Raw genomic sequence first — 21,858 nt, 5'->3', positions numbered from 1 at the left:
GGGGCCCGCCGGGGGGCTCAGCGGTCGCGCAGGCGCTTCAGCGTGTCGATGTCGGCGCGGTGCGGGTCGGCGCTGCGGCCCGGCGTCTCGATGACGAACGGGACGCCCGCGACCTCGGGGTGGCGCAGCAGCGCCGCGAACGCCTCCTCGCCGATGTGCCCGGCGCCGATGTTCTCGTGCCGGTCCTTGGCCGAGCCGCAGACGTCCTTGGAGTCGTTGGCGTGCACCAGCCTCAGCCGCCCCGGCCCGACCGTCTCCACGAGCTCGCGCAGCATCGTGTCGACGCCGTCCGGCGCGGCCAGGTCGTGCCCGGCGGCGAACGCGTGGCAGGTGTCCAGGCACACGCCGACCTTCGGGTGGTGCTCCAGCCGCTCGAAGAACTCGCCGAGGGCCGTCACCAGGGCGCACAGCATCGCGCCCTGCCCGGCCATCGGCTCCAGCAGCAGGTCGGGGCCGTCCTCGGGGATCTCCTCCAGCAGCGGCAGCACGTGCTCGTGCACCTGCTTCATCGCGGCGTCGTAGGACTGGCTGACGGCCGAGCCGGTGTGCACGACCACGCCGCGCGCGCCGATGGCGCGGCCGCGGGTCAGCGAGTGCCGGACGGTCTCGACCGACTTCTCCAGCGTCGCGGCGCTCGGGGAGCCGAAGTTGACCAGGTAGGGGGCGTGCACGAACACCGGCACGTCCGTGCGCTCGCGCAGCTTGGCGTCCTCGGCGGGCCTGCCCTCGGGCAGCGCCCACCCGCGCGGGTTAGACACGAACACCTGGACGGTCTCGGCGCCGATCTCGGCGGCGTACTTCAGGCCGCCGGTGGCCAGGCCGCCGGCCACCGGCACGTGCGCCCCGATGGGACTGGGGATGGAGGAGGAGGTCATAGGCGTCCGAGCCTAATCGCAGGCGGGAGCGGCCGTGACCGGTCCGGTCAGCCCCAGATGGTGATCTCGGACCCGCGCGGCGCGGAGAAGCCCGGCAGCGGGAACTGGCCCGCCACGGTGCCGCCGAACCGGGAGCGGACCTTGACCCGGAAGCCGGAGCTCTGGATGGCCTGGGCGGCCTGGTCGAACGGCTGCCCGATCACGCCGGGCACCGGGATCTTGTCCTGGTCCTGGTTGCCGTCGTCGCAGAAGTAGTTGCCGATCAGGCAGTCCTTCTTGTTGACGACCAGGCGGACCTCGTCGCCGTTGGACACCCCGGTGCCGGGCGCCGGGGTCTGCTCCAGCACGGTGTTGGGCGGCTTGCCCTGCTCGTCGCGCTTGTCGACCTTGACGTCCAGGCCCATCGACTCCAGCCGGGTCTTGGCCTGGTCGGCGTTCATGCCGCGCAGGTCCGGCATGGACATGCCGGTGCTGACCACCAGGACGACCGGCTCGTCGGGGGACACCTTGGTGCCCGCGACCGGCCGGGTGCGGATGACCTTGCCCTTGTCGACCGACTGGGAGCCCTGCCGGGCGACCTCGCCGACGCTGAAGCCCTTGTCCCGCAGCGCCTGCCGCGCCTCGTCCTCGGTCTTGCCCTGCACGTCGGGGACCTCGCGCGGGGTGCGGCCCTTGGACGGGAACAGCGTGACCGTCCGGCCCTGCGCGATCCGGGTGCCCGGCAGCGGGTCGGACTTGGCGACCGTGCCCTTGGCGGCCCGGTCGCTGAAGACCGACGCGCCCCGGCGGACGGTCAGGCCCTTGTCCTCCAGCTGCTTGGTGGCGGTGGCGAGCTTCATCCCGACGATGCCGTCGGGGACGTGCTCGTACTGCCCGGAGGTCTGGTACCAGACGGCCCAGCCGAGGATCACCGCCGCCACCGCGCCGATCGCGATCAGCACGTACTTGCCGGTGATGGCGCCGATGGCCTTGTCGGCGGCGGTGCGCTGCGGCGCGCCGCCGGGCCGGCCGGCCGGCACGCCCGCCGGCATGGTGCCGGCGGCGTCGAAGACCGCGGTGCGGCCGTCGGCGGCCGGCGGCGCCATCGGCGGGGCCTCCAGGACGGCGGTGACGTTGCGGGACGCCTCGGCGACCCGCTCGTCGAAGTCGCGGGGCAGCCCGTTGTAGACCTCGGCGACGGCGGCCAGGTAGGCGCTCGCGTCGGCGGGCCGGCCGGCCGGGTCGTGCGCGGTCGCACGGGTGACCAGCGCGTCGACCTGCGGCGGCAGGCCCGGCACGGCGGTGGAGGGCGCCGGGACGGCCTCATTGACGTGCTTGTAGGCCACCGCCAGCGGCGACTCGCCCTGGTGCGGCAGGTAGCCGGTGAGCAGCTCGAACAGCATCACCCCGGCCGCGTACACGTCCGAGCGCACGTCGGCGTTGCCCGACAGGACCTGCTCGGGCGCCAGGTAGCCGACGGTGCCGATGATCAGGCCGGTCTTGGTCATCTTGCTCGCCGACTCGGCCCGGGCCAGCCCGAAGTCGGCGACCTTGGCCTGCCCGTCGGCGGTGATCAGCACGTTCTCGGGCTTGACGTCGCGGTGCACCAGGCCGGCCCGGTGCGCCGCGCCGAGCGCGGCCAGCACCGGCTGCATGATCTCCAGCGCGGCGCGCGGGCCGAGCCGGCCCCGCTCGGTCAGCAGCTCGCGCAGGGTGCGCCCGGGCACGTACTCCATGACGAGGAAGACGTGCTCGCCGTCGGTGCGCTGGTCGTAGACCGCGACCACGTTCGGGTGGGAGAGCGCCGCGGCGGCCTTGGCCTCGCCGATGAAGCGCTGCACGAAGTCCTCGTCCGCCGCCAGGTGGGCGTGCATCACCTTGATCGCGATCTCGCGGTCGAGCCTGATGTCGCGGGCCACGTACACGGTGGCCATGCCGCCGCGGGCGATGCGGGACTCAATGCGGTAGCGCCCGTCGAGCACGCGCCCGACGAGGGGATCAGCAACCGTCGTGTCCATCAGAGCGAGTTTAAAGGGCTTTTCCACCGGAACTCATCAGTCCCGGGTATGAGCGTGCCCGCGCCGGGACCGGCCGTCCGGCGGATCAGCCGTGCCGCACGGGGGCCTCGGTGGCGCCCGCGGCCTCCTGCCCGGGCGTGTCGTCGGTCACTGTGTCCTCCACCACGGGGCCCTCCACCACGGGGTCCTCCACCACGGGTCCCTGGGCCGCGCGCCGCGGCCGGCTGCGGGAGACCGCGACGCCCGCCAGGCAGAGGACGCCGCCCGACAGCGTCAGCCAGCCGGGGATCTCGTCGAGCAGCGCCCACGACATGAGCACGACCAGGGCGGGGGCGGCGTAGGTGGTGGCGCCCATCTTCCCGGCCGAGCTGCGGGCCAGCGCGTAGGCCCAGGTGGTGAAGGCGAGCGCGGTCGGCACGACGCCGAGGTAGACCATGTTCGCGATCGCGGTGGGGGAGGCGTCGCCGAGCTGGGTGAACAGCTGCCCGGCGAACGGCAGGCAGCAGGCGGCGCCGATGACGCAGCCCCAGGTGGTCGCCTGCAGCGCCGACGCGTGCCGCAGCGCGGGCTTCTGGCTCACCACGCCCGCCGCGTAGGTGGCGGCGGCCAGCAGGCAGAGCAGGACGCCGAGGATCGACGACCCGCCGCCGCCGGACATCGACAGCCCGACCACGACGGCGCCCGCGAACGACACCGCCATCCCGGCCATCAGCCGCGGCGGGAAGCCCTCCTTCAGCAGCCAGCCGCCGAGCAGCGCGATCAGGATGGGGCCGGTGTTGACCACCAGGGCGGCGGTGCCGGCGTCGACCTTCTGCTCGCCCCAGTTCAGCGCGATCATGTAGAGGCCGAACCAGAGCACGCCGGAGACCGCGATGCCCGGCCAGGCGGCGCGCGGCGGGAGCCCTTCGCGCCGGATCAGGCAGATCACCCCGAGCGCGACCGCTCCGGTCAGCATGCGGCCGAGCGCGAGCGCGCCGGGCCCGAACTCGGCGCCGGCGCTGCGGATGGCCACGAACGCCGACGCCCACGCGAATACGGTCACCGTCGCGGCCGCCACCGCGAGCCGGTCCACCTTGCTGCTCTGCTGCATCATGCGTCGAACCTTAAAGTCGGGATATTTCCATCAACACCGAAGTGGGACGGAGTGCTGCAGATCAGTCTGCTGCCGCCCTCTTTTCAGGTCCAGTGAATGTTGCTACAGGCGATGGTGAAGCGTTCCTTCAAGAACCGCTGCGCCCCTCGAAGGGCGAGGACGCCTGGGCGTAGCGGCGGCGCGGGATGCGCCCGGCCAGCCGCGCGAGCCGCCCGGCCTCGACCGCGTGCCGCATCGCGGCGGCCATCGTGGCGGGCGACTGCGCCCGGGTGACGGCGGTGGCGAGCAGCACCGCGTCGCAGCCGAGCTCCATCGCCAGCGCGGCGTCGCTGGCGGTGCCGAGGCCGGCGTCCAGGATGACCGGGACGCCCGCCCGCTCGACGATCAGCTCGATGTTGTGCGGGTTGCGGATGCCGAGGCCCGAGCCGATGGGGGAGCCGAGCGGCATCACCGCCGCGCAGCCGATCTGCTCCAGCCGCCGCGCCAGCACCGGGTCGTCGCTCGTGTAGGGCAGCACCGTGAACCCGGCGGCGACGAGCTGCTCGGCCGCCTCCACCAGCTCGATCGGGTCGGGCAGCAGGGTGTGCTCGTCGGCGATCACCTCGAGCTTGACCCAGTCGGTGCCGAGCGCCTCGCGGGCGAGCTTGGCGGTCAGCACCGCCTCGCCCGCGGTGAAGCAGCCGGCGGTGTTCGGCAGCACCCGGATGCCGTGCTCGCGCAGCACGTCCAGCACCGAGCCGCGCGCCGCCGGGTCGACCCGGCGCATGGCGACCGTGGTCAGCTCGGTGCCGGACGCGGCGAGCGCCTCGCCGAGCACGTGCATGCTCGGCGCCCCGCCGGTCCCCATGATCAGCCGCGAGCCGAACTCCTCGCCCGCGATGACGAGACGGTCCATGGTCACCCTCCCTGCACGGCGGTCAGCACTTCCAGCCGGTCCGCGTCCTTCAGCGGCGTGCCGGCCCACGCCGACCGCCGCACCACCTCGTCGTTCAGCGCGGCGGCCACGCCGGACGCCGCGCCGGGCGCGCCGCCGGTGACGGCGGCGACCGCGTCGGCCACGCTCGTCCCGCCGGGCAGCTCGCGCGGCTCGCCATTGATGATCACTTTCATGCGCGCACCTCGAAGCGTTGCGGGGTGAAGGGCCGGCCGACCTCGGGCACCTCGCCGTCCAGCAGCACCGAGGCGAGGATGTCGGCGCTGACCGGGGTGAGCAGGATGCCGTTGCGGAAGTGGCCGGTGCCGAGCACCAGGCCCGGCAGCGCGCTGGCGCCCATCACCGGGGCGTTGTCGGGGGAGCCGGGCCGCAGCCCGGCCGAGACCTCGGCGAACTCCAGCTCGGTGATGCCGGGCAGCAGCTCGCGGGCGTCGCGCAGCAGCTCCCACAGGCCGCCCGCGGTGACCCGGATGTCGAAGCCGAGCTCCTCCTGGGTGGCGCCGACGACGAGCTCGCCGTCCGCGCGCGGCACCAGGTAGATGGGCGAGCCGCGGACCAGGCCGCGGGTGCAGCGGGTGAGGAACGGCACGCGCGAGCGCAGCCGCAGCACCTGGCCCTTGACGGGGCGGACCGGCGGGACGACGCCCTCGGGGACGCCCCCGATGTCGCCCGACCACGGCCCGGCCGCGAGCAGCACCTGGTCGGCGCGGATCTCGGTGCCGTCCTCCAGCCGGACGCCGGCCGCGGTGTCGCGTTCCACGATCACCGATGCGGCGCGCCGCCGGACGAGGCGGACGCCGAGCTTCTCCCCGGCGGCCAGCAGGGCGGGGGTGAGGCGGCGCGGGTCGATCGAGCCGTCCTGAGGGGCGAGCAGGCCGCCGCGCACGCCCGGCGCCAGCATCGGCTCCAGCCGGCGGCTCTCGCGTCCGGTGAGCGTCTCGGCGGGGACGCCGAGCGACTCCTGGAAGCGGCGCACCTCGTCCAGGTAGGCCAGGTCGTCGCCGTCGAAGGCGACCTGCAGGATGCCGTCGGCGCGGTACCCGGTGTCCAGGCCGGTGAGCTCCTCCAGCTCGGCCACGAACGCGCCGTAGCGGTCGCGCGAGGCCAGGCCGAGGTGCAGCAGCGGCTCCTCGCCGTAGGCCAGCTCGCTGACCGGGGTGAGCATCCCGGCGGCGACGGCCGAGGCGCCGCTCGCGGGCTCGGGGTCGACCAGGGTGACGGCGGCGCCGCGCGCGGCGGCCCGCCAGGCGGTGGCGAGGCCGACGACCCCCGCCCCGATGATCACTATCTCCATCGCGCTCCCTTCGCCGGCATGATCCGGATCAGGTCGTGGCGGTCGACGCCGCGTGCGAGGGCGGGCGCGTGCGCACCGCCGTCCCCAGGCGTCCTCTCAGCCCGGTGTGCCCGGACTCCCGCGTCTGTTTCGTCCTCCACCCTACGGCCGACCAGGCGTGTCCTGCTGTCTGGACACCCGTCCACTTATGGCGCGGGCGGGCCGGTTAGGGTGGCCTCCCATGGACAGGGTGATCGTCGTGGGTGGCGGGCTGGCCGGCGTGCGCGCCGTGGAGGCCCTGCGCGGCAGGGGGTACCGGGGCGCGCTGACGCTGGTGTCGGCCGAGCGGCACGAGCCGTACGACCGGCCGCCGCTGTCGAAGGCGGTGCTGGCCGGCGAGACCGACGACACCACCGTCGACGCGGACTGGGCGCGGCTGGACTGCGAGCTGCTGCTCGGCGAGCGCGCCACCGGCCTCCGCCTGGCGGACGCGGGCGGCGGCACGCTGGCCACCACCGCCGGAGAGCTGCCCTTCGGCGGCCTGGTCATCGCCACCGGCGCGACCCCCGTCACGCTGCCCGGCGACGGCCCCCAGCACGTGCTGCGCACCATCGACGAGGCCCGCGACCTGCGCGACCGGCTCGTCCCGGGCGCGCGCGTCGTCATCGTCGGGGCGGGCTGGATCGGCGCCGAGGTCGCCACCACCGCCGCCAAGAAGGGCTGCCGGGTGACCGTGGTGGAGGCCGCGGACACCCCGCTCGCCAACGCGGTCGGGCCGGAGATCGGCGCGCTCACCGCGCCCTGGTACGCCGAGGCGGGCGTCGAGCTGCGCACCGGCGTCAAGGTCGCCGCGGTCGAGCCCGGCGGGCTCGCGCTCGGCGACGGCACCCGGATCGACGCCGACGAGATCGTGGTGGGCGTCGGCGTCCGCCCCGAGGTGGAGTGGCTGGCGGGCTCGGGACTGGACGTCGAGCGCGGCGTCGTCACCGACGCCTCGTTCCGCACGAGCGCCGGCGGCGCGCCCCGCCCCGACGTGGTGGCCGTCGGCGACTGCGCCGCCTACTGGTCGCACCGCTACGGGCGGCGGCTGCTCGTCGAGCACTGGGACACCGCGCTGAACGCCCCCGAGGTCGCCGCGGCCGCGCTCCTCGGCGAGGACGCCGTCTACGACGCCCCGCCCTACTTCTGGTCCGAGCAGTTCGGCCGGATGGTCCAGTACGCCGGACAGCACGCGCGGTCCGAGCGGATGCTCCACCGGGGCGATCCGGCGGACGGGAAGTGGGCCGTCGCGTGGCTCACCGGCGACCGGCTGGACGCGATCCTCACCGTGGACCGGCCGCGCGACCTCGTGCAGGCCAAGCGGGTCATCGCCGCCGGGACGCCCGTGGACGCCGCCCTGCTGGCCGACCCCGCGGTGCCCGTTCGCCAGGCGCTGAATGTGGGTGGGTTTGAGTGATCTTGGTACGTGGTAGTCAAGGGGGCGTGACGCAGATGCACGCAACCGTGGACAGCGCTCTGGACCCCCGCACCGACGCCCTGGTCGGCGAATGGATCTCCCTGCAGGAGGCCACCGAGCGCCTCGGAATCAAGATCGGCCGCACCAAGCAGCTGCTCAGCGAGCGCAAGCTGCTGGCCGTCCGCCGCGACGGCGCCCCGGCGGTGCCCGCCGCCTTCATCAAGGACGGCGAGGTGATCAAGGGGCTGCCCGGCACCCTCACCCTGCTGTCGGACGCCGGTTTCGACGACCTGGAGATGCTGCGCTGGCTCTTCACCGCCGACGACACCCTCCCGGGGACCCCCGTCGACGCGCTCGCCGAGAACCGGGGCACCGAGGTGCGCAGACGCGCCCAGGCGATGGCCTTCTGACGGCCCGCCGAAGGCCCGCCGGCGGCCCCGGGCCGGCACCACCGACCGACATTGCGCGTACATGACACGATGGCGGGGCCGCCGGGCCATGCTCCCGGCGGCCCCGCCGCCGCGTCTCCACCGCCCAGCCCCCGAAAGGAACCCGCCCCCTCGTGTCCAGGCACCTGCTCTCCGACCGGGCCGTCGCGCTGCGCGCCCGGCTCAGCCGCGCCCGCCTCTACCTCTGCACGGACGCGCGCGAGCGCCAGGGCGACCTGCCGGCCTTCCTGGACGCGGTCCTGGCGAACGGGGTCGACATCGTCCAGCTGCGCCAGAAGGGCCTGGAGGCGCGGCAGGAGATCGAGTACCTGAAGGTGTTCCGGGCGGCGTGCGAGCGGCACGGCGCGCTGCTGGCGGTCAACGACCGCGCCGACGTCGCGCACGCGGTGCACGCCGACGTGCTGCACCTCGGGCAGGACGACCTGCCGGTGCCGGCCGCCCGCGCCATCGTCGGCGAGGACATCCTGATCGGCCGCTCCACCCACGCGCCCGAGCAGGCCGACGCGGCCGCCGCCGAGCCGGGCGTGGACTACTTCTGCGCCGGCCCGGTCTGGCCGACGCCGACCAAGCCGGGCCGCGAGGCGCCCGGCCCGAAGCTGCTGGAGCACGTCGCCGGGCAGCGCGGCGGGCGGCCCTGGTTCGCCATCGGCGGCATCGACGCGGGCAACCTGGACCAGGTGCTGGCGGCGGGCGCCGAGCGCGCGGTGGTCGTCCGGGCGCTCACCGAGGCGGCCGATCCGGGAGCCGCGGCGGCGGAGCTGGCGCGGCGCCTGAGAGACTAGGGGCATGAGCGAACGACCCGACAGCGCGCGGTCCGACGACGACCGGCCGGTGGACCTCGGCGAGGACGGCCTGGAGGTCCTGCCCGACCAGACCGCCGACGACACCGACGTCGGCTGGGGCGAGTGGCGCGGGACGGCGGACGACGACGACGCGCGGTTCCTGGAGGAGCGCCCGCCGCACTGGTGAGCGGCCCGTGGCGGGGGGCTAGATGAGCACGCCGAGCAGGAAGCCGAGCAGCACCACGCCGGCGAGCGCGACCATCATCTGCCACCGGTAACGCGGGATCTGCGTCGGCCGCGGCCGGGTCACCGGTCCCGAGTCGTCGCGCAGGGCGCGCACGAGCTGGCGCGCGGTCGGCCGCGCGGCCGGGTTCTTGTCCAGGCACGCCGCCACCAGCTCGCGCAGCGGCCCCTGCAGGTCGCCGAGGTCGGGGCGGCGGCTGGTCACCCGCCGCATCACCGCCGCGCCGGACCCGGTGCCGAACGGCGGCCTGCCGGTCGCGGCGAACACCATCGTGGCGCCCCAGGCGAACACGTCGGCGGGCGGGCCGACCGGCTCGTCCTCGATCTGCTCGGGCGCCATGTAGGACGGGGTGCCGACCGGGCCGGTGGTCAGGGGGCCGGTGGTGTCGTACAGAGTGCCGGTGGTGCGCGCGATGCCGAAGTCGATGACCTTGGCGCCGTCCGGGCCGAGCAGCACGTTGCCCGGCTTGAAGTCGCGGTGCACGACGTCCGCCCGGTGGATCGCGGCGAGCGCGCCCGCGGTGCGCAGCGCGACCTTGCGCAGCTGCGGGCCGGTCAGCGGGCCGTCCTCCTGCACCACCTGCTGCAGCGAGGGGCCCTCGACGAACTCGCTGACGATGTAGGGGCTGTCGCCGTTCACGTCGGCGTCCAGCACGCGTGCGGTGTGCCTCCCGGCGACCTGCGTCGCGGCGTCGGCCTCCCGGATGAAGCGGCTGCGCGCGCGCTGCCCGGCCGCCGCGCCGCCGCGCAGCATCTTGACGGTGACCAGCTCGCCCGCCTCGTCGCGGCCGAGGTAGGCCACGCCCTGGCCGCCCTCACCGAGCCGGCCGAGCAGCGTGTAGCCGCCGATGCGGTCCGGGTCGCCGGGGCGGAGCGGGTGCTCGGGCCGGCGTTCGCGCGGGACGGACGCCCGCGTGGGACCGGACCGGGACGGAACAGGACGCGCGACGTGCGGACGCGACCTTCCGTGGGAGGGGTGATGCGGCACAGGGGGCTCCGACTCGGCGGGGACGAACGGAAGATTGCCTCATTTGTACCCTGCGGCGGCCCCGAATGGCAGTGAAACCGGGAGGTTTGCCCGTGCCGTGGCGGATGAAACAAAACGGCACGGGCGATTCCTGGGACGGGTCACTAGCGGCGGCGCACGTCAGCAGCGCCCGCCGCCCTGGGCGAACGCGCCGGTGAGCGGGACGTCGCGGGACGAGGCGCCCACGCCGACCCGGTAGCAGCCCTTGGCGACCTTCCACGCGTGCGTCCCGGTGTCCCAGTACGACAGCGACCGCGCCGTCAGCGGGAAGGTGACCCGGGTGCTCTGGCCGGGCGCGAGGGAGACCTTCTCGTAGCCGCGCAGCTGCCGGGGCGGCTGCGGGGTGTTCGCGTTCGGTGCGGGCAGCCCGAGGTAGAGCTGCGGGACCGCGATGCCCGCGCGCGCGCCGGTGTTGGTCACGGTGACCTGCACCCGGTCGCCGCGCACGCTGAGGTCGCTGTACTTGAACGTGGTGTAGGACAGGCCGTGCCCGAACGGGAAGCGCGGCGCGATGTTCTTCGCGTCGTAGTGCCGGTAGCCGACGAAGACGCCCTCGGCGAACGTCACCGTCTTGTTCACGCCCGGGAAGCGGGCCGGGTCGGTGCCGACCGGGGTGTCGCCCTCGGCGGCGGGGAAGGTGACCGGGAGCCGCCCGCCGGGGTCGACGTCGCCGTACAGCACCCGGGCGAGGGCCGTCCCGGCCTGCTGGCCCGGGTACCAGGCCTGCACGACGGCCTTCACCTGGTCCGCCCACGGCGTCAGCACCGGGCCGCCGGTCTCCAGCACCACGATCGTGTTGGGGTTGGCCCGGGCGACCTCGGAGATCAGCGCGTCCTGGTCGCCCCGGGTCGGCTCGCCGCACCGCAGGGTCAGGCAGGACTTGTCGAAGAACTCGCCCTGGCTGTCGGTGGCGAACACGATCGCGACCTCGGCCTTGCGGGCCGCGTCGGCGGCGGCGCCCCTGTTGCCGCCGTCGTCGTAGGTGATCCTGGCGCCGGCCCCCGCCCGCGCCGCGATGCCCTCGCGCGGCGCCACCGAGGAGAACGGCTCGACCTTCGAGGAGCCGTAGCCGCTGCGGTTCTCGACGGCGCCCCGGCCGATCAGCGCGATCGACTTCGGCGCCTTGAGCGGCAGCGCCCCGCCCCGGTTGCGCAGCAGCGTGGTGCCGGCCTCCTGGACGCGCCGGGCGGTGGTCTCGCTCGCGGCCCGGGAGAGCAGGGTGAGGTCGTTGGCGTAGGCGGGCCGGTCGAAGACCCCGCCGGCGAACATCGTGCGCAGGATGTTGCGGACGTGCCCGTCCAGCGTCGCCCGGCCGACCTGGTTCTGGCGCAGCGCGTTCTTCAGCGTCCAGGCGTTGTAGCGGCGGCCGACGGGCAGCTCCATGTCCAGGCCGCCCGCCGCGGCGCCCGCGGCGTCCTGGGCGGCGGTGTGGTCGGAGGCGACGAACCCGGTGAACCCCCACTCGCCGCGCAGGATCGTGTTCAGCATGGTGCCGTCCTGGCAGGCCCAGCGGCCGTTCAGCTTGCCGAACCCGCACATGACGGTCGCGGCGCCGCCCTTCTTCACCGCCGCCTCGAACGGCACCAGGTAGACCTCGCGCAGGGCGCGCTCGTCCACCCGCGCCTCCAGCGCCAGCCGGTCGGTCTCCTGGGTGTAGACCGCCAGGTGCTTGACCGAGGCGAGCACGCCCTGCTTCTGCGCGCCGCGGATCCAGGACGCGCCGAGGCCCGCCGACAGGTAGGGGTCCTCGCCGAAGCCCTCGAAGGCGCGGCCGTTGCGCGGGGCGCGCAGCACGTCCACGCTCGGGCCGAAGATCACGTCGTTGCCGCGGTGCCGGGCCTCCCAGCCGACCGCCGCGCCGTAGCGCTCGGCCGCGCCGGGGTCGAACCCGGCGGCGAGCGTGATCGGCGCGGGCAGCGCGGTCGCCCGGCCCTGCCGGACGCCCGCGGGTCCGTCGGCCATGTAGAGCGGCGGGACGCCGAGGCGCGCGATGCCGTTGTTGGTGTCGGCGTGGGCGTTCTCGGAGAAGCCGCCGAGGGGGCCGCCGAACGGGTCGTCGGCGGCCAGCAGCCCGATCTTCTCGTCCTCGGTCAGCCTCGGCAGCAGCAGCGCCACCCGCTGGTCGGGCGTCAGCGTCGTCCGGCACCAGGGGCGCACGGCCGGGTCGCCGCAGCGGCTCGCCGCCGCCTCACCGGTCGCGGGCGCGCTGACCAGGGCGAACGCGGCGGCGAGGGTGCCGGTGGCCGCCGCCCACCGTCGCGCGGGGGACATCAGTCCTCCTCCGGCTGGACGCGCAGCGCGTTCAGCGCGAACGCCACCATGTGGTAGTGGCCGATCAGGATGACCAGCTCGATCAGCCCGTGCTCGTCCAGGAAGCCCGAGAGCGCGGCCCAGGTCGCGTCGGACAGGGTGCCGGTCGCGTGCAGCTCGTCGGCGGCGGTGAGCACGGCGCGGTCCTGGTCCGTCCAGCCGTGGCCGGCCGGGTCCAGCCGCAGCGCGGCGATCTCGTCCTCGGTGAGCCCGGCCTCCAGCCCGATCCGGCGGTGGTGGTGCCACTCGTAGGCGCAGTCGCGATGGTGCGCGGTGCGCAGGATGGCCAGCTCCCGCACCCGGCCGCTCAGCGTGCCCTTCATGAGCATCATGGACCCGAAGCCGATCCAGGACTGGAAGAGCTCCGGGTGGCGGCCGAGCGTGGTGAAGATGTTGAGCGGGCCGGTGACGGAGACCACCGCCTTCAGCGCGTCGTCCCACTGCTCCTCGGGGAGCGGCGGGATGCGCGGGACGTCCGGGGATGCGGCGGCGGGCGTGGTGTTCTCAGCGGGCATGGCGACATTTCTGCCACCAATTGGTGTGACAGTTCTACCCCGCCACCCGCATTTGGCCGGATCGTGTCACTTTCGACACACGCGCCAGGGGGAACCCCCTGCGGGGCGTCAGGACTGCCGGGCGGTCGCCGCGACCGCCAGCTCGCCGAGCGCGCCGCGCGCGCCGGGCGCGATCGGCGCGTCCGCCAGGGCCCGCCCGGCCTGCTCGGCGTACCGGTCGATCATCGCCTCGCAGGCGGCCAGCCCGCCGGTGCCGGCGATGACCTCGCGCAGCTCGGCCACGCCCGCCGCGTCCAGCGCCGGATCGCCGAGCCGGCGCTCGACCAGCGCGGCCTGCGCGGCGTCCGCGCGCTCCAGGGTCAGCGCGATCAGCACCGTGCGCTTGCCCTCGCGCAGGTCGTCGCCCGCGGGCTTGCCGGTCTCGGCCGGGTCGCCGAACACCCCGAGCACGTCGTCGCGCAGCTGGAAGGCGATGCCGAGCGGCAGGCCGTAGCCGCGCAGGGCGTCCACCACCGCCTCGTCACCGCCGGCGAGGACGGCGCCGAGGTGCAGCGGCCGCTCGATGGTGTACTTGGCGCTCTTGTACTCCACCACGCGCAGCGCGGCCTCCACCGAGCCGCCGCCGCGCGCGCCCTCCAGCAGGTCCAGGTACTGCCCGCACATCACCTCGGTGCGCATCAGGTCGTACACCGGGCGGCCGAGCGCGAGCCGGTCGGCGGCCAGGCCGCTGCGCTCGTACATCTCGCCCGACCACGACAGGCACAGGTCGCCGAGCAGCACCGCGGCGCCCTCGCCGAACGGTGCGGCGGCGCCCGGCCAGTCGGCGTCGCGGGCCATCGCCTCCAGGCGGCGGTGCACCGAGGGCTGCCCCCGGCGGGTGTCGCTGGAGTCCATCACGTCGTCGTGGATCAGCGCGCTGGCCTGCAGCAGCTCCAGCGAGGCGGCGGCGTCGACGATGCCGTCCTGCGCCTCGTGCCCGCCCGCCGCGCGCCAGCCCCAGTAGCAAAAGGCCGGGCGCAGCCGCTTGCCGCCCGCCAGCAGGACGTCCAGGGCCGACAGCAAAGGCGCCAGGTCGTCGCCGATGGCGAGCAGTCCCGGGCGCTGGCGGTCGACGAACGCCAGCAGCGCCTCGTCGATCTCTTTGCGGATGCTGCTCATGGGCATGCGGTGATCATATGCAGTCGGTCCCCGGGGCATGTCGGCTGTTATTGGTGTAAAGCATCTCAGAACCGAAAAGTCGCCCAATGGTAGTGACCCGTGGTGGCCGGTGCGACCGGTCACGGGGTCGCCACCACCGGAGGGTCGTTCTGTAGGCTGAGCGAATGCGACATGCCCGGGCCGAACGCACCCCCACCATCCGCGAGCTGCTCGCCCGCGGCGGGCGGTCGTTCTCCTTCGAGTTCCTGCCCCCCAAGTCCGAGCAGGGCGTGCGGAACCTGTGGCGGGCCGTCCGCGAGCTGGAGTCCCTGCAGCCGACGTTCGTGTCGGTCACCTACGGGGCCGGCGGCGGCACCCGCGACACCACCGTCGACATCGTCGAGCGGATCGCCACCGAGACCACGCTCACCCCGGTCGCGCACTTCACCGCGGTCAACCACTCCCAGGCCGAGCTGCGCAACCTCATCGGCCGGTTCGCCTCGGTCGGCGTGCGCAACATCCTGGCGCTGCGCGGCGACCCGCCCGGCGACCCGATGGGCGAGTGGGTCAAGCACCCCGACGGGATCGAGTACGCGGACGAGCTGGTCCGGATGATCCGCTCCTACGGCGACTTCTGCGTCGGCGTCGCGGCCTTCCCCTACAAGCACCCCCGGTCGCGCACGATCGAGGACGACACCCGCCACTTCGTCGCCAAGTGCCGCGCGGGCGCCGACTACGCGATCACCCAGATGTTCTTCCGCGCCGAGGACTACTTCCGGCTGCGCGACCGCGTCGCCGCCGCCGGCTGCGACATACCGATCATCCCGGGCATCATGCCGGTCACCCGGCTGAGCACCATCGAGCGGTCCGAGCAGCTGTCCGGCGCGCCGTTCCCCGACGAGGTGCGCAAGCGGTTCGAGGCCGTCGCCGACGACCCCGAGGCGGTGCGGCGGCTCGGCGTCCAGCACGCCGCCGAGGTGTGCCAGGAGCTGCTGGACCAGGACGCCCCCGGCATCCACTTCATCACCTTCAACAAGTCGACCGCGACCCGCGAGGTCTACGGGCTGCTGGACGGCGACCGGTACGGCGCGAGCGGCAGCGTCCCGCCCATGACGGCGTAGGGCGGCCCGCCGCCGGGGAAGTCGAAGCCGGTGAGCAGGTCGACCATGCCCACCGAGCGGTAGAGCCGCCGGGCGGGCGACCCGGGGTCCAGGTCCAGCGTGGACAGCACCACCGTCCGCTCGGTCCGGCCCTCGCACAGGGCGGTGAGCAGCCCGCGCCCGAGCCCGCGCCCCTGCTCCTCGGGGTGCACGTGCAGCTCGGCCACCTCGAACGGGTCGGCCAGCCAGTGCGCGGCGTGCTCGGCGCCGCCGGTCGCGACCAGCGCCTGGAAGACCACGTCGTGCCACCACTGGCCGCGCTCGCCGTGGAAACCGTAGGCGAAGCCGCGCACCGTCCCGCCGAGCCCGGGCAGCGACCGGGCCCGCTCGGCGACCAGCGCCCGGAACCGCGGGTAGGCGGCGTGCCGCGCCATGATCGTGTGCCGGCCCGGCAACTGGTCGGGCGGTGGTCTCATGGCGGCCGCGTACACCTGGAGGATCGGGTGCAGGCGCCGCAGGAAGGCGCGGTCGTCGATCTCGCGCAGCTTCGGCTCCCTCACGCCTAGAGATTAGACCCGGGGAACGGTCCGCTGGGTCGCCGACAGCCGGGCGTAGATGTCCCACAGGATCTGGTCGGCGGCCTTGCGCAGGTCACCGCGCTGCTCCTCCAGTTGCGCGCCCCACGCGCGCGCCTCGGGCCCGAGCCAGGCGTCGGTGCCGCCGAGCGTCTTCACGGCCGGGTCCAGCGCCCGGCGGAGGCGGTCGATGCCTCCGTAGGCGTCGGCGTAGGCCTGGTAGAGCTGCTGGTAGGCGGGGTTCGGCTGCTCGGCCGGCCCGAGCGCGGCGGCGGCCGCGCCCGTCAGCGGCGGCGGCAGGCTCCCGGGAGGCGGCGGCACGGCCATGGCTCAGCCCTCCTCGCGGCCGGACGGCGCGGCGGCCTTCAGGCGCAGCCCGGCGACCGCCTGCCGGGTCCGCGCGCTCATGTCGGCGCCGGTCAGCACCTGGACGGCGACCGGCCGCACCCCGGCCCGGTCGGCCTCGGCCAGGAACGCCCGCAGCCACTTGGCGTCCATCGCCAGGTGGTGGCTCGCCGTCCCGAGCGACTCCTCGATCACCTTCAGCCGCGCCTGGTCGCCGTGCGCGGCCTTCAGCAGCCCGGCGGCGCCCGCCGGGCCGAGCCGCTCGTACAGCTTCTCGGTGTAGTCGGGGTCGTCGGCGTTGGCCTTCAGGTGCTTCCAGACCTCGCCCGGGACCGGCTTGTGGTCCTGGACCGCGGCCGCCACCGCCAGCGCGTCGGCCCGCGCGGCCTTCGCGGCGGCCTGCCGGGTCGGGAAGTTGCCGAGGTCGTCGCCCGCGCCCCGCCGGTGCGGCGGCGCGGCGGCGCGCTTCGGCGGGCGCGGCGCGGGCGTCCGGTGCGGCGCGCCGCCGCCCGTGCCGCCGCCGGTCTTCGGCGCGCCCGAGCTCGGCGGGGGCACCGCGGGCGGCGGCGTCACCCCGCCGCCCGGGTCGGGGTGCGTGACGGCGAAGCTGTAGCGTCGGCTCAGCATGCCGAGCTGCTCGGACGCCCACTGCGCCACCTGGTCGGCCTGCCGGTAGCCGGTCGCGGCCACGCCCGGCGGCGGCCGGTGCGCCCCCAGCCAGCTCCGGATCGCCGCGTTCGCCTCGGTGACCTGCTTGATCAGCGCGTTCAGCGCGGGCGGGTCGATCCCCCGGAACTCGGCGTCACGCGCGGCCGGGCCGGTGCGCATCTGCGCGGTCATCGCCCCTCCGGAGGTGGGAGTTCCTCGGTCGACTCCCCAGAATCACACTCGTCTCACGCGCTGTCGAGGGCCCGGCGCACCGATTCGGGATCGCGCGCGATCACCGCGTCCCGCTCCGTCACCACGATCGGCCGCTGGATCAGCGCCGGATGGGCCGCCAGCACCTCGATCCACCTGGCCCGGTCGTGCTCCAGGTTCTTCAGGCCCAGCTCCTTGGCGGCCGGCTCGCCGAGGCGCGCCGCGTCCCACGGCTCCACGCCCGCCTTGGCCAGCACCGCGTCCAGCTCGGCCGCGGTGGGCGGGTCGTCCAGGTAGCGCCGCTCGGTGTAGGCCACGCCGGCCTCGTCCAGCGCGGCCTTGGCGGCGCGGCTCTTGGAGCAGCGGGGGTTGTGCCAGATCTCGGTGCTCATTGCCTCGCCTCCGCTCGGCGGCTCTCGGTCTCAGTCATCGTCTTTCCCCACTTCGGCGGGCTCGCCGCCGGTGATGCGCAGCAGCTCGGCGTAGGTGGTCGGGAAGACGGTGTGCGGGATGCCGCCCGCCGCCCAGACCTCCTCGTGCTTGTCCAGCCAGGTGTCCACGAGGGTGCGGACCGGCGCGGGGTGGCCGACCGGCGCCACGCCCCCGATCGCCTGCCCGGTCGCGGCGCGGACGAACTCGGGGGCGGCCCGCCTCACCTTCGCCGCGCCGACCAGCGCGGCGACCCGGGCGGTGTCCACCCGGTGCGCGCCGCTGGTCAGCACCAGCAGCGGCGCGCCGTCCGCGTCGAAGATCAGGCTGTTGGCGATGGCGCCGACCGGGCAGCCGATCTGCTCGGCGGCCAGCTGCGCGGTGGAGGCCGCCTCGGGCAGGTGCACGATCTCGCCGGCCGCGCCCTGGGCGCGCAGGGCGGCGGCGACACGTTCGACGTTCGGATGCATGGGCAGCACTTTAGGGCGGAACCTACCCCTCAGGCCGCCAGAACCTCGGGCGCGGTGCGCACGACCTGGTCGACGAAGCCGTACTCGCGGGCCTCCTCGGCGGTGAAGTACCGGTCGCGGTCGGAGTCGGCCTCGATCCGCTCGACGCTCTGCCCGGTGTGCCCGGCGATCAGCCGCTGCATCAGCCGCTTGGTCTCCAGCATGTGCCGGGCCTGGATGGTGACGTCGGAGGCGGTGCCGCCGATGCCGCCCGACGGCTGGTGCATCAGGATGCTCGCGTGCGGCAGCGCGTACCGCTTGCCCGGCGCGCCCGCGCAGAGCAGGAACTGGCCCATGGACGCGGTGAAGCCGAGCGACAGCGTCGCCACGTCGTTCGGGACGTACTGCATGACGTCGTAGATGGCCATGCCCGCGGTGACCGAGCCGCCGGGCGAGTTGATGTACAGGTGGATGTCGCGGTGCCGGTCCTCGGCCGACAGCAGCAGGATCTCGGCGCAGAGCCGGTTGGCGATCTCGTCGTCGACCTGCTGCCCGAGGAAGACGATGCGCTGCCGCAGCAGCCGATGGAACACGTCGGGGGTGAGGGAGGCAGGGATGTCGGTCGTCATGGCCGTCAGTGAATCCGCAGCTCAGCGCGCATGTCCAACAAGTCTTTCCGCCGGATTGACAACCACGGGTTGTGGAACACAATGGGCGGCGTGGACGCCGACATCCCGGGCCTGCGGGCCTTCGTCGCCGCCGCCGACGAGATGCACTTCGGCCGGGCGGCCGCGCGGCTGTTCCTGACCCAGCAGGCCCTGTCCAAGCGCGTCCGCCGCCTGGAGGAGGCCCTCGGCGTGCCGCTGTTCGAGCGCACCACCCGCCGGGTCGAGCTGACCGGCGCGGGCGCCCGGCTGCTGCCCCTCGCCCGCGCCGCGCTCACCGCGTTCGACGCCGCCGTCGGCGCGGTCCGCGAGCCCGCCCGGCTGCGGGTGGACGTCTACGACGAGCGGTTCAGCCCCATCCGGCTGCTGCGCGCCGCCCTGGACCGCGACCCGGCCCTGCGGATCGAGCCGAGCATGCGCCAGGGGCTCGCCCGGGCGCTGCCCGCGCTGCGCGGCGGGGAGATCGACGCCGCCTTCGGGCAGGCGCACGACCTGCCCGGGCGTCCCGCCGGGATCGACTGCCGGCTCGTCCACCTGGAGCCGATGCACGCCTACGTCGGCGAGGACCACCCGCTCGCGGAGTCCGGCGAGCTGCGCCCGGCCGACCTGCCGGGCGTGGTGATGCCCGACCCGGGGGAGGGGGCGGTCGAGTCCACCGCGTTCCTGACCCGGCTGGCCGGGCACTTCGGCGTGCCGATCCGGTTCGTCGAGCCCGCCGTGGGCCAGCGGCACTACGCCGAGCTGGTCGCCCGCGAGCGCACCGCGGTCGCGCTCGGTGAGGCGGGCATCCCGATCCCGCCCGGCTCGGGGCTGCGCCGCATCCGCCTGGTGGACCCGGTGCCGCTCGCCCCCTGGTGCGTGCTGTGGCGGGCGGGCGACGGCTCCCCGGCGCTGCGCCGCCTGCTCGCGCTGCTGCCGGTGCCCGCCCCGCCGGACGCCGCGAGCTGGGCGCCCGCCGGCTACGTAACCTGAGCGCATGACAAACGATCTTCGTTACCGCGTCCTCACCGGCCCCGACGACGCGGAGTTCTGCGCGCGGGTCAGCGACCTGCTCGCCGCGGGGTACGAGCTGCACGGCTCCCCGGCCCTGACGTTCGACGGGGCCCGGGTGATCGTGGCCCAGGCCCTGGTCCGCCCTGACGCCGGGTGACCGCGCCGCTGCGCGAGCCGAAAATGTCAGACCCCGGTGTTCTCCTGGATGCGGGCCGCTGACCTGCGCGATCATCAGTGTGATCGCGGAGGGTGGCGGCACCTGTTCGAACGCATTGACGAATCGCCGTCCGGCGGGTTTACTGTGAATGCGTCGAACCTATGTTCGACGTGGTACGGGACTCGCGGCCCGTGCCAGGGCGACGTCCCCGCCGAGACCGTGCGCGCGACGGCCTCGGCGGGACGGACGGCCGGGCGGGGTGAGGGGAAGCTCTCCGCCCGGCCGGCCCGAGCCCCGGAAGGAGGCACCATGTCCGGCACGACGAACGACCACGGCGCCCGCGCCGCGGCGCGCCCCGGTGGCCCGCCGCCGGCCCCGTCCCCCCGTCCGCTTCCGGCGCCGCGGCCGGCCCGCACGGCGGTGGGCCAGCTGCGCTCGGCCCGGATGAGCCTGGCCGAGGCCGCCGAGGCGACCTCGCCCGCGGTCCGCTATGTCTGCGCCCACCTGGCCGCCCTGCGCGCCGCCGCGGCCGTCCTCACCGCCAAGGGGTCGGTCGACCCGCCGCGCCGGGGCCGCCCCCGCAGCGTGTGGGTGCTGCTGCCCGAGGCCGAGCCCGCCCTGCGGGAGTGGGCCGCCTTCTTCGCCGCCGGCGCCGACAAGCGCGCCGCCGCCGAGGCGGGCCTGCCCCGCGCGGTGAACCCGCGCGAGGCCGACGACCTCCTGCACGACGCCGACGTCTTCGTCACCCTCGTCGAGGACACCCTCGGCGTCACCAGCCAGCCCACCCTCCCCGCCGCCGACCCCCTGCCCGTCACCGACATCCGGGCCGTGTGACGGCCGCCCTCCCCCTTTGGTGAGGCCGTCCACCCATGGCCGGGACAGGCCGCCGCCGCTCTCCTCATCAGCGGGCGGCAGCGCGACCCCGGCCGCGCCGCCGCTGGCACCAGAGCTCACCCCCCGGGCTCTGGTCCCAGCGGCGGCGCCTTTCTGTGAAGTGACGCCGCCCACGTGTGCGTTACGGGGCGGGAGTGCGGCTCCTGGGTGGTGCCTTTTGGGTGGCCGCGAGGCCGTGCTGCCGGGGCACTGGCGGGCCGGCCAGGGCATCCTGGAACGCGGCGGGGCGCTCCGGCGTTCACCGGCACATGGACACCGCGCAGGCCGTCGTCGCGCCGCCCCGCTGGGCGGCGCGGCTCCGCCTGGCGGTGACGGCGGGCGTCATCGCGCTGACGGTCGCGCTCGCGGTCGGCCAGTGGGAGACGGTCGAGGCGGGCGTGCGCAGCCTGGCGGGCGCCGACCCGGCGTGGGTGGCGGCCGGGCTGGCGGCCAACGCCGCCACCTGGATCGCCGCCCTCGGCATGCAGTACGGCTCGATGCGGGTGCGGCCGGGTCCCGGGCGCCTGATCGGCGTGCAGTTCGCGGTCACCGGGGTGAGCCCGGTCCCCGGCGCCGGGGCCGCGGTCTACATCCGCTACCTGCGCCGCGAGGGGCTGAACACGGGCGAGATCGTGGGCGTGTTCCTGCTGATGGGCCTCGCGGCCGGCGTGGCCCGCGTGCTGTACCTGCTCGCCTCGCTGCCGGCCGCGCCGGCCGGGTGGCGGCGCGCCACCGAGCGGTGGAGCGACTGGCGCCCGGCGCCGGACGCGGCGTGGAGCGGGCCCGTGCCGGCCGGCGCCGTGCTGATCGTCCTCGGCCTCGGCTGCGCGCTGCTGGCGTTCTGGCTGACCCGGCGGGACGGCGCCCGGCGCGCCCGCCGCCTCGCGCGCGGCCTGCGCGCGCGGATCGCCGCCGACATGCTCGCCGTCCGCGCCGTCGCCGCGCACCGGGGCCGGGCGGCCGGCCTCTGGCTCGGCGCGCTCGCGCTGCCGGCGCTGAACGCCCTCACCCTGTACGCGATGCTGCGCGCCCTCGGCGTGCGGATGGGGCCGGGGAGCGTGCTGGTGGTGTACATGCTCGTCACCACCCTGGCCGCGCTGCTGCCGGCGCCGAACGGGATCGGCTCGACCGAGGTGGTGATGACGGCGGGCCTGGTCCTCGGCGGCGTCCCGGCCGCGCCCGCGCTCGGCGCCGCCCTCGGCTTCCGGCTGGTGACGTTCTGGGGCGCGCTGCCACCGGGCATCGCCGCGTTCGCGTACCTGTCCCGTCGCCGCGTCCTCTGACGTCACCGGTGTTCTTCCGCTTTATGGCGGTATGAGAGCG

25 protein-coding genes are annotated in these 21,858 nt (G+C 75.0%); 9 read left to right on the top strand and 16 right to left on the bottom strand.

Features of this window, described 5'->3' with window-relative positions; all coding sequences use genetic code 11:
- Positions 1–17 precede the first annotated feature (17 nt).
- From ACRB68_RS02405 to thiO, 6 genes are all read right to left on the bottom strand, one after another.
- Positions 18–875, bottom strand: a complete 858-nt coding sequence (locus ACRB68_RS02405; RefSeq protein WP_153530631.1) for a deoxyribonuclease IV — start codon at positions 873–875, stop codon at positions 18–20.
- A 47-nt stretch (positions 876–922) separates the two neighbouring features.
- Positions 923–2,872, bottom strand: coding sequence for a Stk1 family PASTA domain-containing Ser/Thr kinase (gene pknB / locus ACRB68_RS02400; protein ID WP_153530630.1), 1,950 nt, complete (start codon positions 2,870–2,872; stop codon positions 923–925).
- Between the two features lie 85 nt (positions 2,873–2,957).
- Positions 2,958–3,965 (bottom strand): DMT family transporter, encoded by a 1,008-nt coding sequence (locus ACRB68_RS02395; protein ID WP_235958706.1) that lies wholly within the window; start codon positions 3,963–3,965, stop codon positions 2,958–2,960.
- Between the two features lie 127 nt (positions 3,966–4,092).
- A complete protein-coding gene (locus ACRB68_RS02390) occupies positions 4,093–4,860 on the bottom strand; it encodes a thiazole synthase (protein ID WP_153530629.1) in 768 nt (255 codons plus the stop codon).
- A 2-nt stretch (positions 4,861–4,862) separates the two neighbouring features.
- Positions 4,863–5,075 (bottom strand): sulfur carrier protein ThiS, encoded by a 213-nt coding sequence (thiS, locus tag ACRB68_RS02385; RefSeq protein WP_153530628.1) that lies wholly within the window; start codon positions 5,073–5,075, stop codon positions 4,863–4,865.
- Positions 5,072–6,193: a glycine oxidase ThiO gene (gene thiO / locus ACRB68_RS02380; protein ID WP_153530627.1), complete on the bottom strand. Its 1,122-nt coding sequence runs from the start codon at positions 6,191–6,193 to the stop codon at positions 5,072–5,074. The genes thiS and thiO overlap by 4 nt, the downstream gene beginning before the upstream one ends.
- 220 nt (positions 6,194–6,413) lie before the next feature.
- On the opposite strand from thiO, the gene ACRB68_RS02375 reads away from it, so the two are divergent.
- The 4 genes from ACRB68_RS02375 to ACRB68_RS02360 all read left to right on the top strand — a co-directional run bounded on the left by ACRB68_RS02375 (position 6,414) and on the right by ACRB68_RS02360 (position 9,046).
- A complete protein-coding gene (locus tag ACRB68_RS02375) occupies positions 6,414–7,628 on the top strand; it encodes an NAD(P)/FAD-dependent oxidoreductase (protein WP_153530626.1) in 1,215 nt (404 codons plus the stop codon).
- Between the two features lie 35 nt (positions 7,629–7,663).
- Entirely contained in the window at positions 7,664–8,038 is a 375-nt protein-coding gene (locus tag ACRB68_RS02370; protein WP_153530625.1) for an Rv2175c family DNA-binding protein, read from the top strand.
- A gap of 152 nt (positions 8,039–8,190) precedes the next feature.
- On the top strand, positions 8,191–8,859 hold the full coding sequence (thiE, locus tag ACRB68_RS02365; protein ID WP_328593651.1) for a thiamine phosphate synthase: 669 nt from the start codon (positions 8,191–8,193) through the stop codon (positions 8,857–8,859).
- A gap of 4 nt (positions 8,860–8,863) precedes the next feature.
- Positions 8,864–9,046, top strand: coding sequence for a hypothetical protein (locus tag ACRB68_RS02360; RefSeq protein ID WP_153530624.1), 183 nt, complete (start codon positions 8,864–8,866; stop codon positions 9,044–9,046).
- 18 nt (positions 9,047–9,064) lie between these two features.
- On the opposite strand, the gene ACRB68_RS02355 is transcribed toward ACRB68_RS02360, so the two are convergent.
- The 4 genes from ACRB68_RS02355 to ACRB68_RS02340 form a co-directional block, all read right to left on the bottom strand.
- The gene (locus tag ACRB68_RS02355; RefSeq protein ID WP_328593650.1) at positions 9,065–10,090 is read right to left on the bottom strand and encodes a serine/threonine-protein kinase; all 1,026 of its coding nucleotides are present in this window, start codon (positions 10,088–10,090) and stop codon (positions 9,065–9,067) included.
- A 159-nt stretch (positions 10,091–10,249) separates the two neighbouring features.
- Entirely contained in the window at positions 10,250–12,400 is a 2,151-nt protein-coding gene (locus ACRB68_RS02350; protein WP_153530623.1) for a beta-glucosidase family protein, read from the bottom strand.
- Positions 12,400–12,954 (bottom strand): carboxymuconolactone decarboxylase family protein, encoded by a 555-nt coding sequence (locus ACRB68_RS02345; RefSeq protein ID WP_153530622.1) that lies wholly within the window; start codon positions 12,952–12,954, stop codon positions 12,400–12,402. Before ACRB68_RS02345 ends, ACRB68_RS02350 begins: the two co-directional genes overlap by 1 nt.
- Positions 12,955–13,062: 108 nt before the next feature.
- Positions 13,063–14,118 carry a polyprenyl synthetase family protein gene (locus tag ACRB68_RS02340; protein ID WP_153530621.1) on the bottom strand — a complete coding sequence of 352 codons (1,056 nt, stop codon included), beginning with the start codon at positions 14,116–14,118 and terminating at the stop codon, positions 13,063–13,065.
- A 158-nt stretch (positions 14,119–14,276) separates the two neighbouring features.
- On the opposite strand from ACRB68_RS02340, the gene metF reads away from it, so the two are divergent.
- A complete protein-coding gene (gene metF, locus ACRB68_RS02335) occupies positions 14,277–15,212 on the top strand; it encodes a methylenetetrahydrofolate reductase [NAD(P)H] (protein ID WP_153530620.1) in 936 nt (311 codons plus the stop codon).
- Here metF and ACRB68_RS02330 read toward each other — a convergent pair.
- The 6 genes from ACRB68_RS02330 to ACRB68_RS02305 are packed head-to-tail and all read right to left on the bottom strand — an operon-like array spanning position 15,149 to position 18,476.
- On the bottom strand, positions 15,149–15,751 hold the full coding sequence (locus tag ACRB68_RS02330) for a GNAT family N-acetyltransferase (RefSeq protein WP_328593649.1): 603 nt from the start codon (positions 15,749–15,751) through the stop codon (positions 15,149–15,151). The two genes, metF and ACRB68_RS02330, sit on opposite strands and share 64 nt — an antisense overlap.
- A 9-nt stretch (positions 15,752–15,760) precedes the next feature.
- Positions 15,761–16,093, bottom strand: coding sequence for a hypothetical protein (locus ACRB68_RS02325; protein ID WP_153530619.1), 333 nt, complete (start codon positions 16,091–16,093; stop codon positions 15,761–15,763).
- 3 nt (positions 16,094–16,096) lie between these two features.
- On the bottom strand, positions 16,097–16,951 hold the full coding sequence (locus ACRB68_RS02320) for a hypothetical protein (RefSeq protein ID WP_153530618.1): 855 nt from the start codon (positions 16,949–16,951) through the stop codon (positions 16,097–16,099).
- Between the two features lie 53 nt (positions 16,952–17,004).
- Positions 17,005–17,361, bottom strand: a complete 357-nt coding sequence (arsC, locus tag ACRB68_RS02315; protein WP_153530617.1) for an arsenate reductase (glutaredoxin) — start codon at positions 17,359–17,361, stop codon at positions 17,005–17,007.
- Positions 17,362–17,391: 30 nt separating this feature from the next.
- Positions 17,392–17,868 carry a YbaK/EbsC family protein gene (locus tag ACRB68_RS02310; protein ID WP_153530616.1) on the bottom strand — a complete coding sequence of 159 codons (477 nt, stop codon included), beginning with the start codon at positions 17,866–17,868 and terminating at the stop codon, positions 17,392–17,394.
- Positions 17,869–17,897: 29 nt separating this feature from the next.
- Entirely contained in the window at positions 17,898–18,476 is a 579-nt protein-coding gene (locus ACRB68_RS02305; RefSeq protein ID WP_153530615.1) for an ATP-dependent Clp protease proteolytic subunit, read from the bottom strand.
- Between the two features lie 90 nt (positions 18,477–18,566).
- On the opposite strand from ACRB68_RS02305, the gene ACRB68_RS02300 reads away from it, so the two are divergent.
- The 4 genes from ACRB68_RS02300 (at position 18,567) to ACRB68_RS02285 (ending at position 21,818) form a co-directional block, all read left to right on the top strand.
- A complete protein-coding gene (locus ACRB68_RS02300; protein WP_328593648.1) occupies positions 18,567–19,484 on the top strand; it encodes a LysR family transcriptional regulator in 918 nt (305 codons plus the stop codon).
- Positions 19,485–19,488: 4 nt separating this feature from the next.
- Positions 19,489–19,662: a DUF1737 domain-containing protein gene (locus tag ACRB68_RS02295; RefSeq protein ID WP_153530613.1), complete on the top strand. Its 174-nt coding sequence runs from the start codon at positions 19,489–19,491 to the stop codon at positions 19,660–19,662.
- A gap of 309 nt (positions 19,663–19,971) precedes the next feature.
- The gene (locus ACRB68_RS02290; RefSeq protein WP_153530612.1) at positions 19,972–20,496 is read left to right on the top strand and encodes an SAV_6107 family HEPN domain-containing protein; all 525 of its coding nucleotides are present in this window, start codon (positions 19,972–19,974) and stop codon (positions 20,494–20,496) included.
- A 308-nt stretch (positions 20,497–20,804) separates the two neighbouring features.
- Positions 20,805–21,818, top strand: a complete 1,014-nt coding sequence (locus tag ACRB68_RS02285) for a lysylphosphatidylglycerol synthase transmembrane domain-containing protein (protein ID WP_153530611.1) — start codon at positions 20,805–20,807, stop codon at positions 21,816–21,818.
- The last annotated feature ends 40 nt before the right edge of the window (positions 21,819–21,858 follow it).

It is taken from the genome of Actinomadura macrotermitis (genome assembly GCF_009604375.1).
GTDB lineage: Bacteria > Actinomycetota > Actinomycetes > Streptosporangiales > Streptosporangiaceae > Spirillospora > Spirillospora macrotermitis.
Note: the sequence above shows the minus strand (reverse complement) of the source record. Positions and strands in the feature narration are given on the sequence as shown.

Excerpts from the sequence above, each read along its gene's own strand:
- ACRB68_RS02405 (WP_153530631.1), bottom strand. The coding sequence starts at position 875 with ATGACCTCCTCCTCCATCCCCAGTCCCATCGGGGCGCACGTGCCGGTG.
- pknB (WP_153530630.1), bottom strand. The coding sequence starts at position 2,872 with ATGGACACGACGGTTGCTGATCCCCTCGTCGGGCGCGTGCTCGACGGG.
- ACRB68_RS02395 (WP_235958706.1), bottom strand. The coding sequence starts at position 3,965 with ATGATGCAGCAGAGCAGCAAGGTGGACCGGCTCGCGGTGGCGGCCGCG.
- ACRB68_RS02390 (WP_153530629.1), bottom strand. The coding sequence starts at position 4,860 with ATGGACCGTCTCGTCATCGCGGGCGAGGAGTTCGGCTCGCGGCTGATC.
- thiS (WP_153530628.1), bottom strand. The coding sequence starts at position 5,075 with ATGAAAGTGATCATCAATGGCGAGCCGCGCGAGCTGCCCGGCGGGACG.
- thiO (WP_153530627.1), bottom strand. The coding sequence starts at position 6,193 with ATGGAGATAGTGATCATCGGGGCGGGGGTCGTCGGCCTCGCCACCGCC.
- ACRB68_RS02375 (WP_153530626.1), top strand. The coding sequence starts at position 6,414 with ATGGACAGGGTGATCGTCGTGGGTGGCGGGCTGGCCGGCGTGCGCGCC.
- ACRB68_RS02370 (WP_153530625.1), top strand. The coding sequence starts at position 7,664 with ATGCACGCAACCGTGGACAGCGCTCTGGACCCCCGCACCGACGCCCTG.
- ACRB68_RS02360 (WP_153530624.1), top strand. The coding sequence starts at position 8,864 with ATGAGCGAACGACCCGACAGCGCGCGGTCCGACGACGACCGGCCGGTG.
- ACRB68_RS02350 (WP_153530623.1), bottom strand. The coding sequence starts at position 12,400 with ATGTCCCCCGCGCGACGGTGGGCGGCGGCCACCGGCACCCTCGCCGCC.
- ACRB68_RS02345 (WP_153530622.1), bottom strand. The coding sequence starts at position 12,954 with ATGCCCGCTGAGAACACCACGCCCGCCGCCGCATCCCCGGACGTCCCG.
- ACRB68_RS02340 (WP_153530621.1), bottom strand. The coding sequence starts at position 14,118 with ATGCCCATGAGCAGCATCCGCAAAGAGATCGACGAGGCGCTGCTGGCG.
- metF (WP_153530620.1), top strand. The coding sequence starts at position 14,277 with ATGCGACATGCCCGGGCCGAACGCACCCCCACCATCCGCGAGCTGCTC.
- ACRB68_RS02325 (WP_153530619.1), bottom strand. The coding sequence starts at position 16,093 with ATGGCCGTGCCGCCGCCTCCCGGGAGCCTGCCGCCGCCGCTGACGGGC.
- ACRB68_RS02320 (WP_153530618.1), bottom strand. The coding sequence starts at position 16,951 with ATGACCGCGCAGATGCGCACCGGCCCGGCCGCGCGTGACGCCGAGTTC.
- arsC (WP_153530617.1), bottom strand. The coding sequence starts at position 17,361 with ATGAGCACCGAGATCTGGCACAACCCCCGCTGCTCCAAGAGCCGCGCC.
- ACRB68_RS02310 (WP_153530616.1), bottom strand. The coding sequence starts at position 17,868 with ATGCATCCGAACGTCGAACGTGTCGCCGCCGCCCTGCGCGCCCAGGGC.
- ACRB68_RS02305 (WP_153530615.1), bottom strand. The coding sequence starts at position 18,476 with ATGACGACCGACATCCCTGCCTCCCTCACCCCCGACGTGTTCCATCGG.
- ACRB68_RS02295 (WP_153530613.1), top strand. The coding sequence starts at position 19,489 with ATGACAAACGATCTTCGTTACCGCGTCCTCACCGGCCCCGACGACGCG.
- ACRB68_RS02290 (WP_153530612.1), top strand. The coding sequence starts at position 19,972 with ATGTCCGGCACGACGAACGACCACGGCGCCCGCGCCGCGGCGCGCCCC.
- ACRB68_RS02285 (WP_153530611.1), top strand. The coding sequence starts at position 20,805 with ATGGACACCGCGCAGGCCGTCGTCGCGCCGCCCCGCTGGGCGGCGCGG.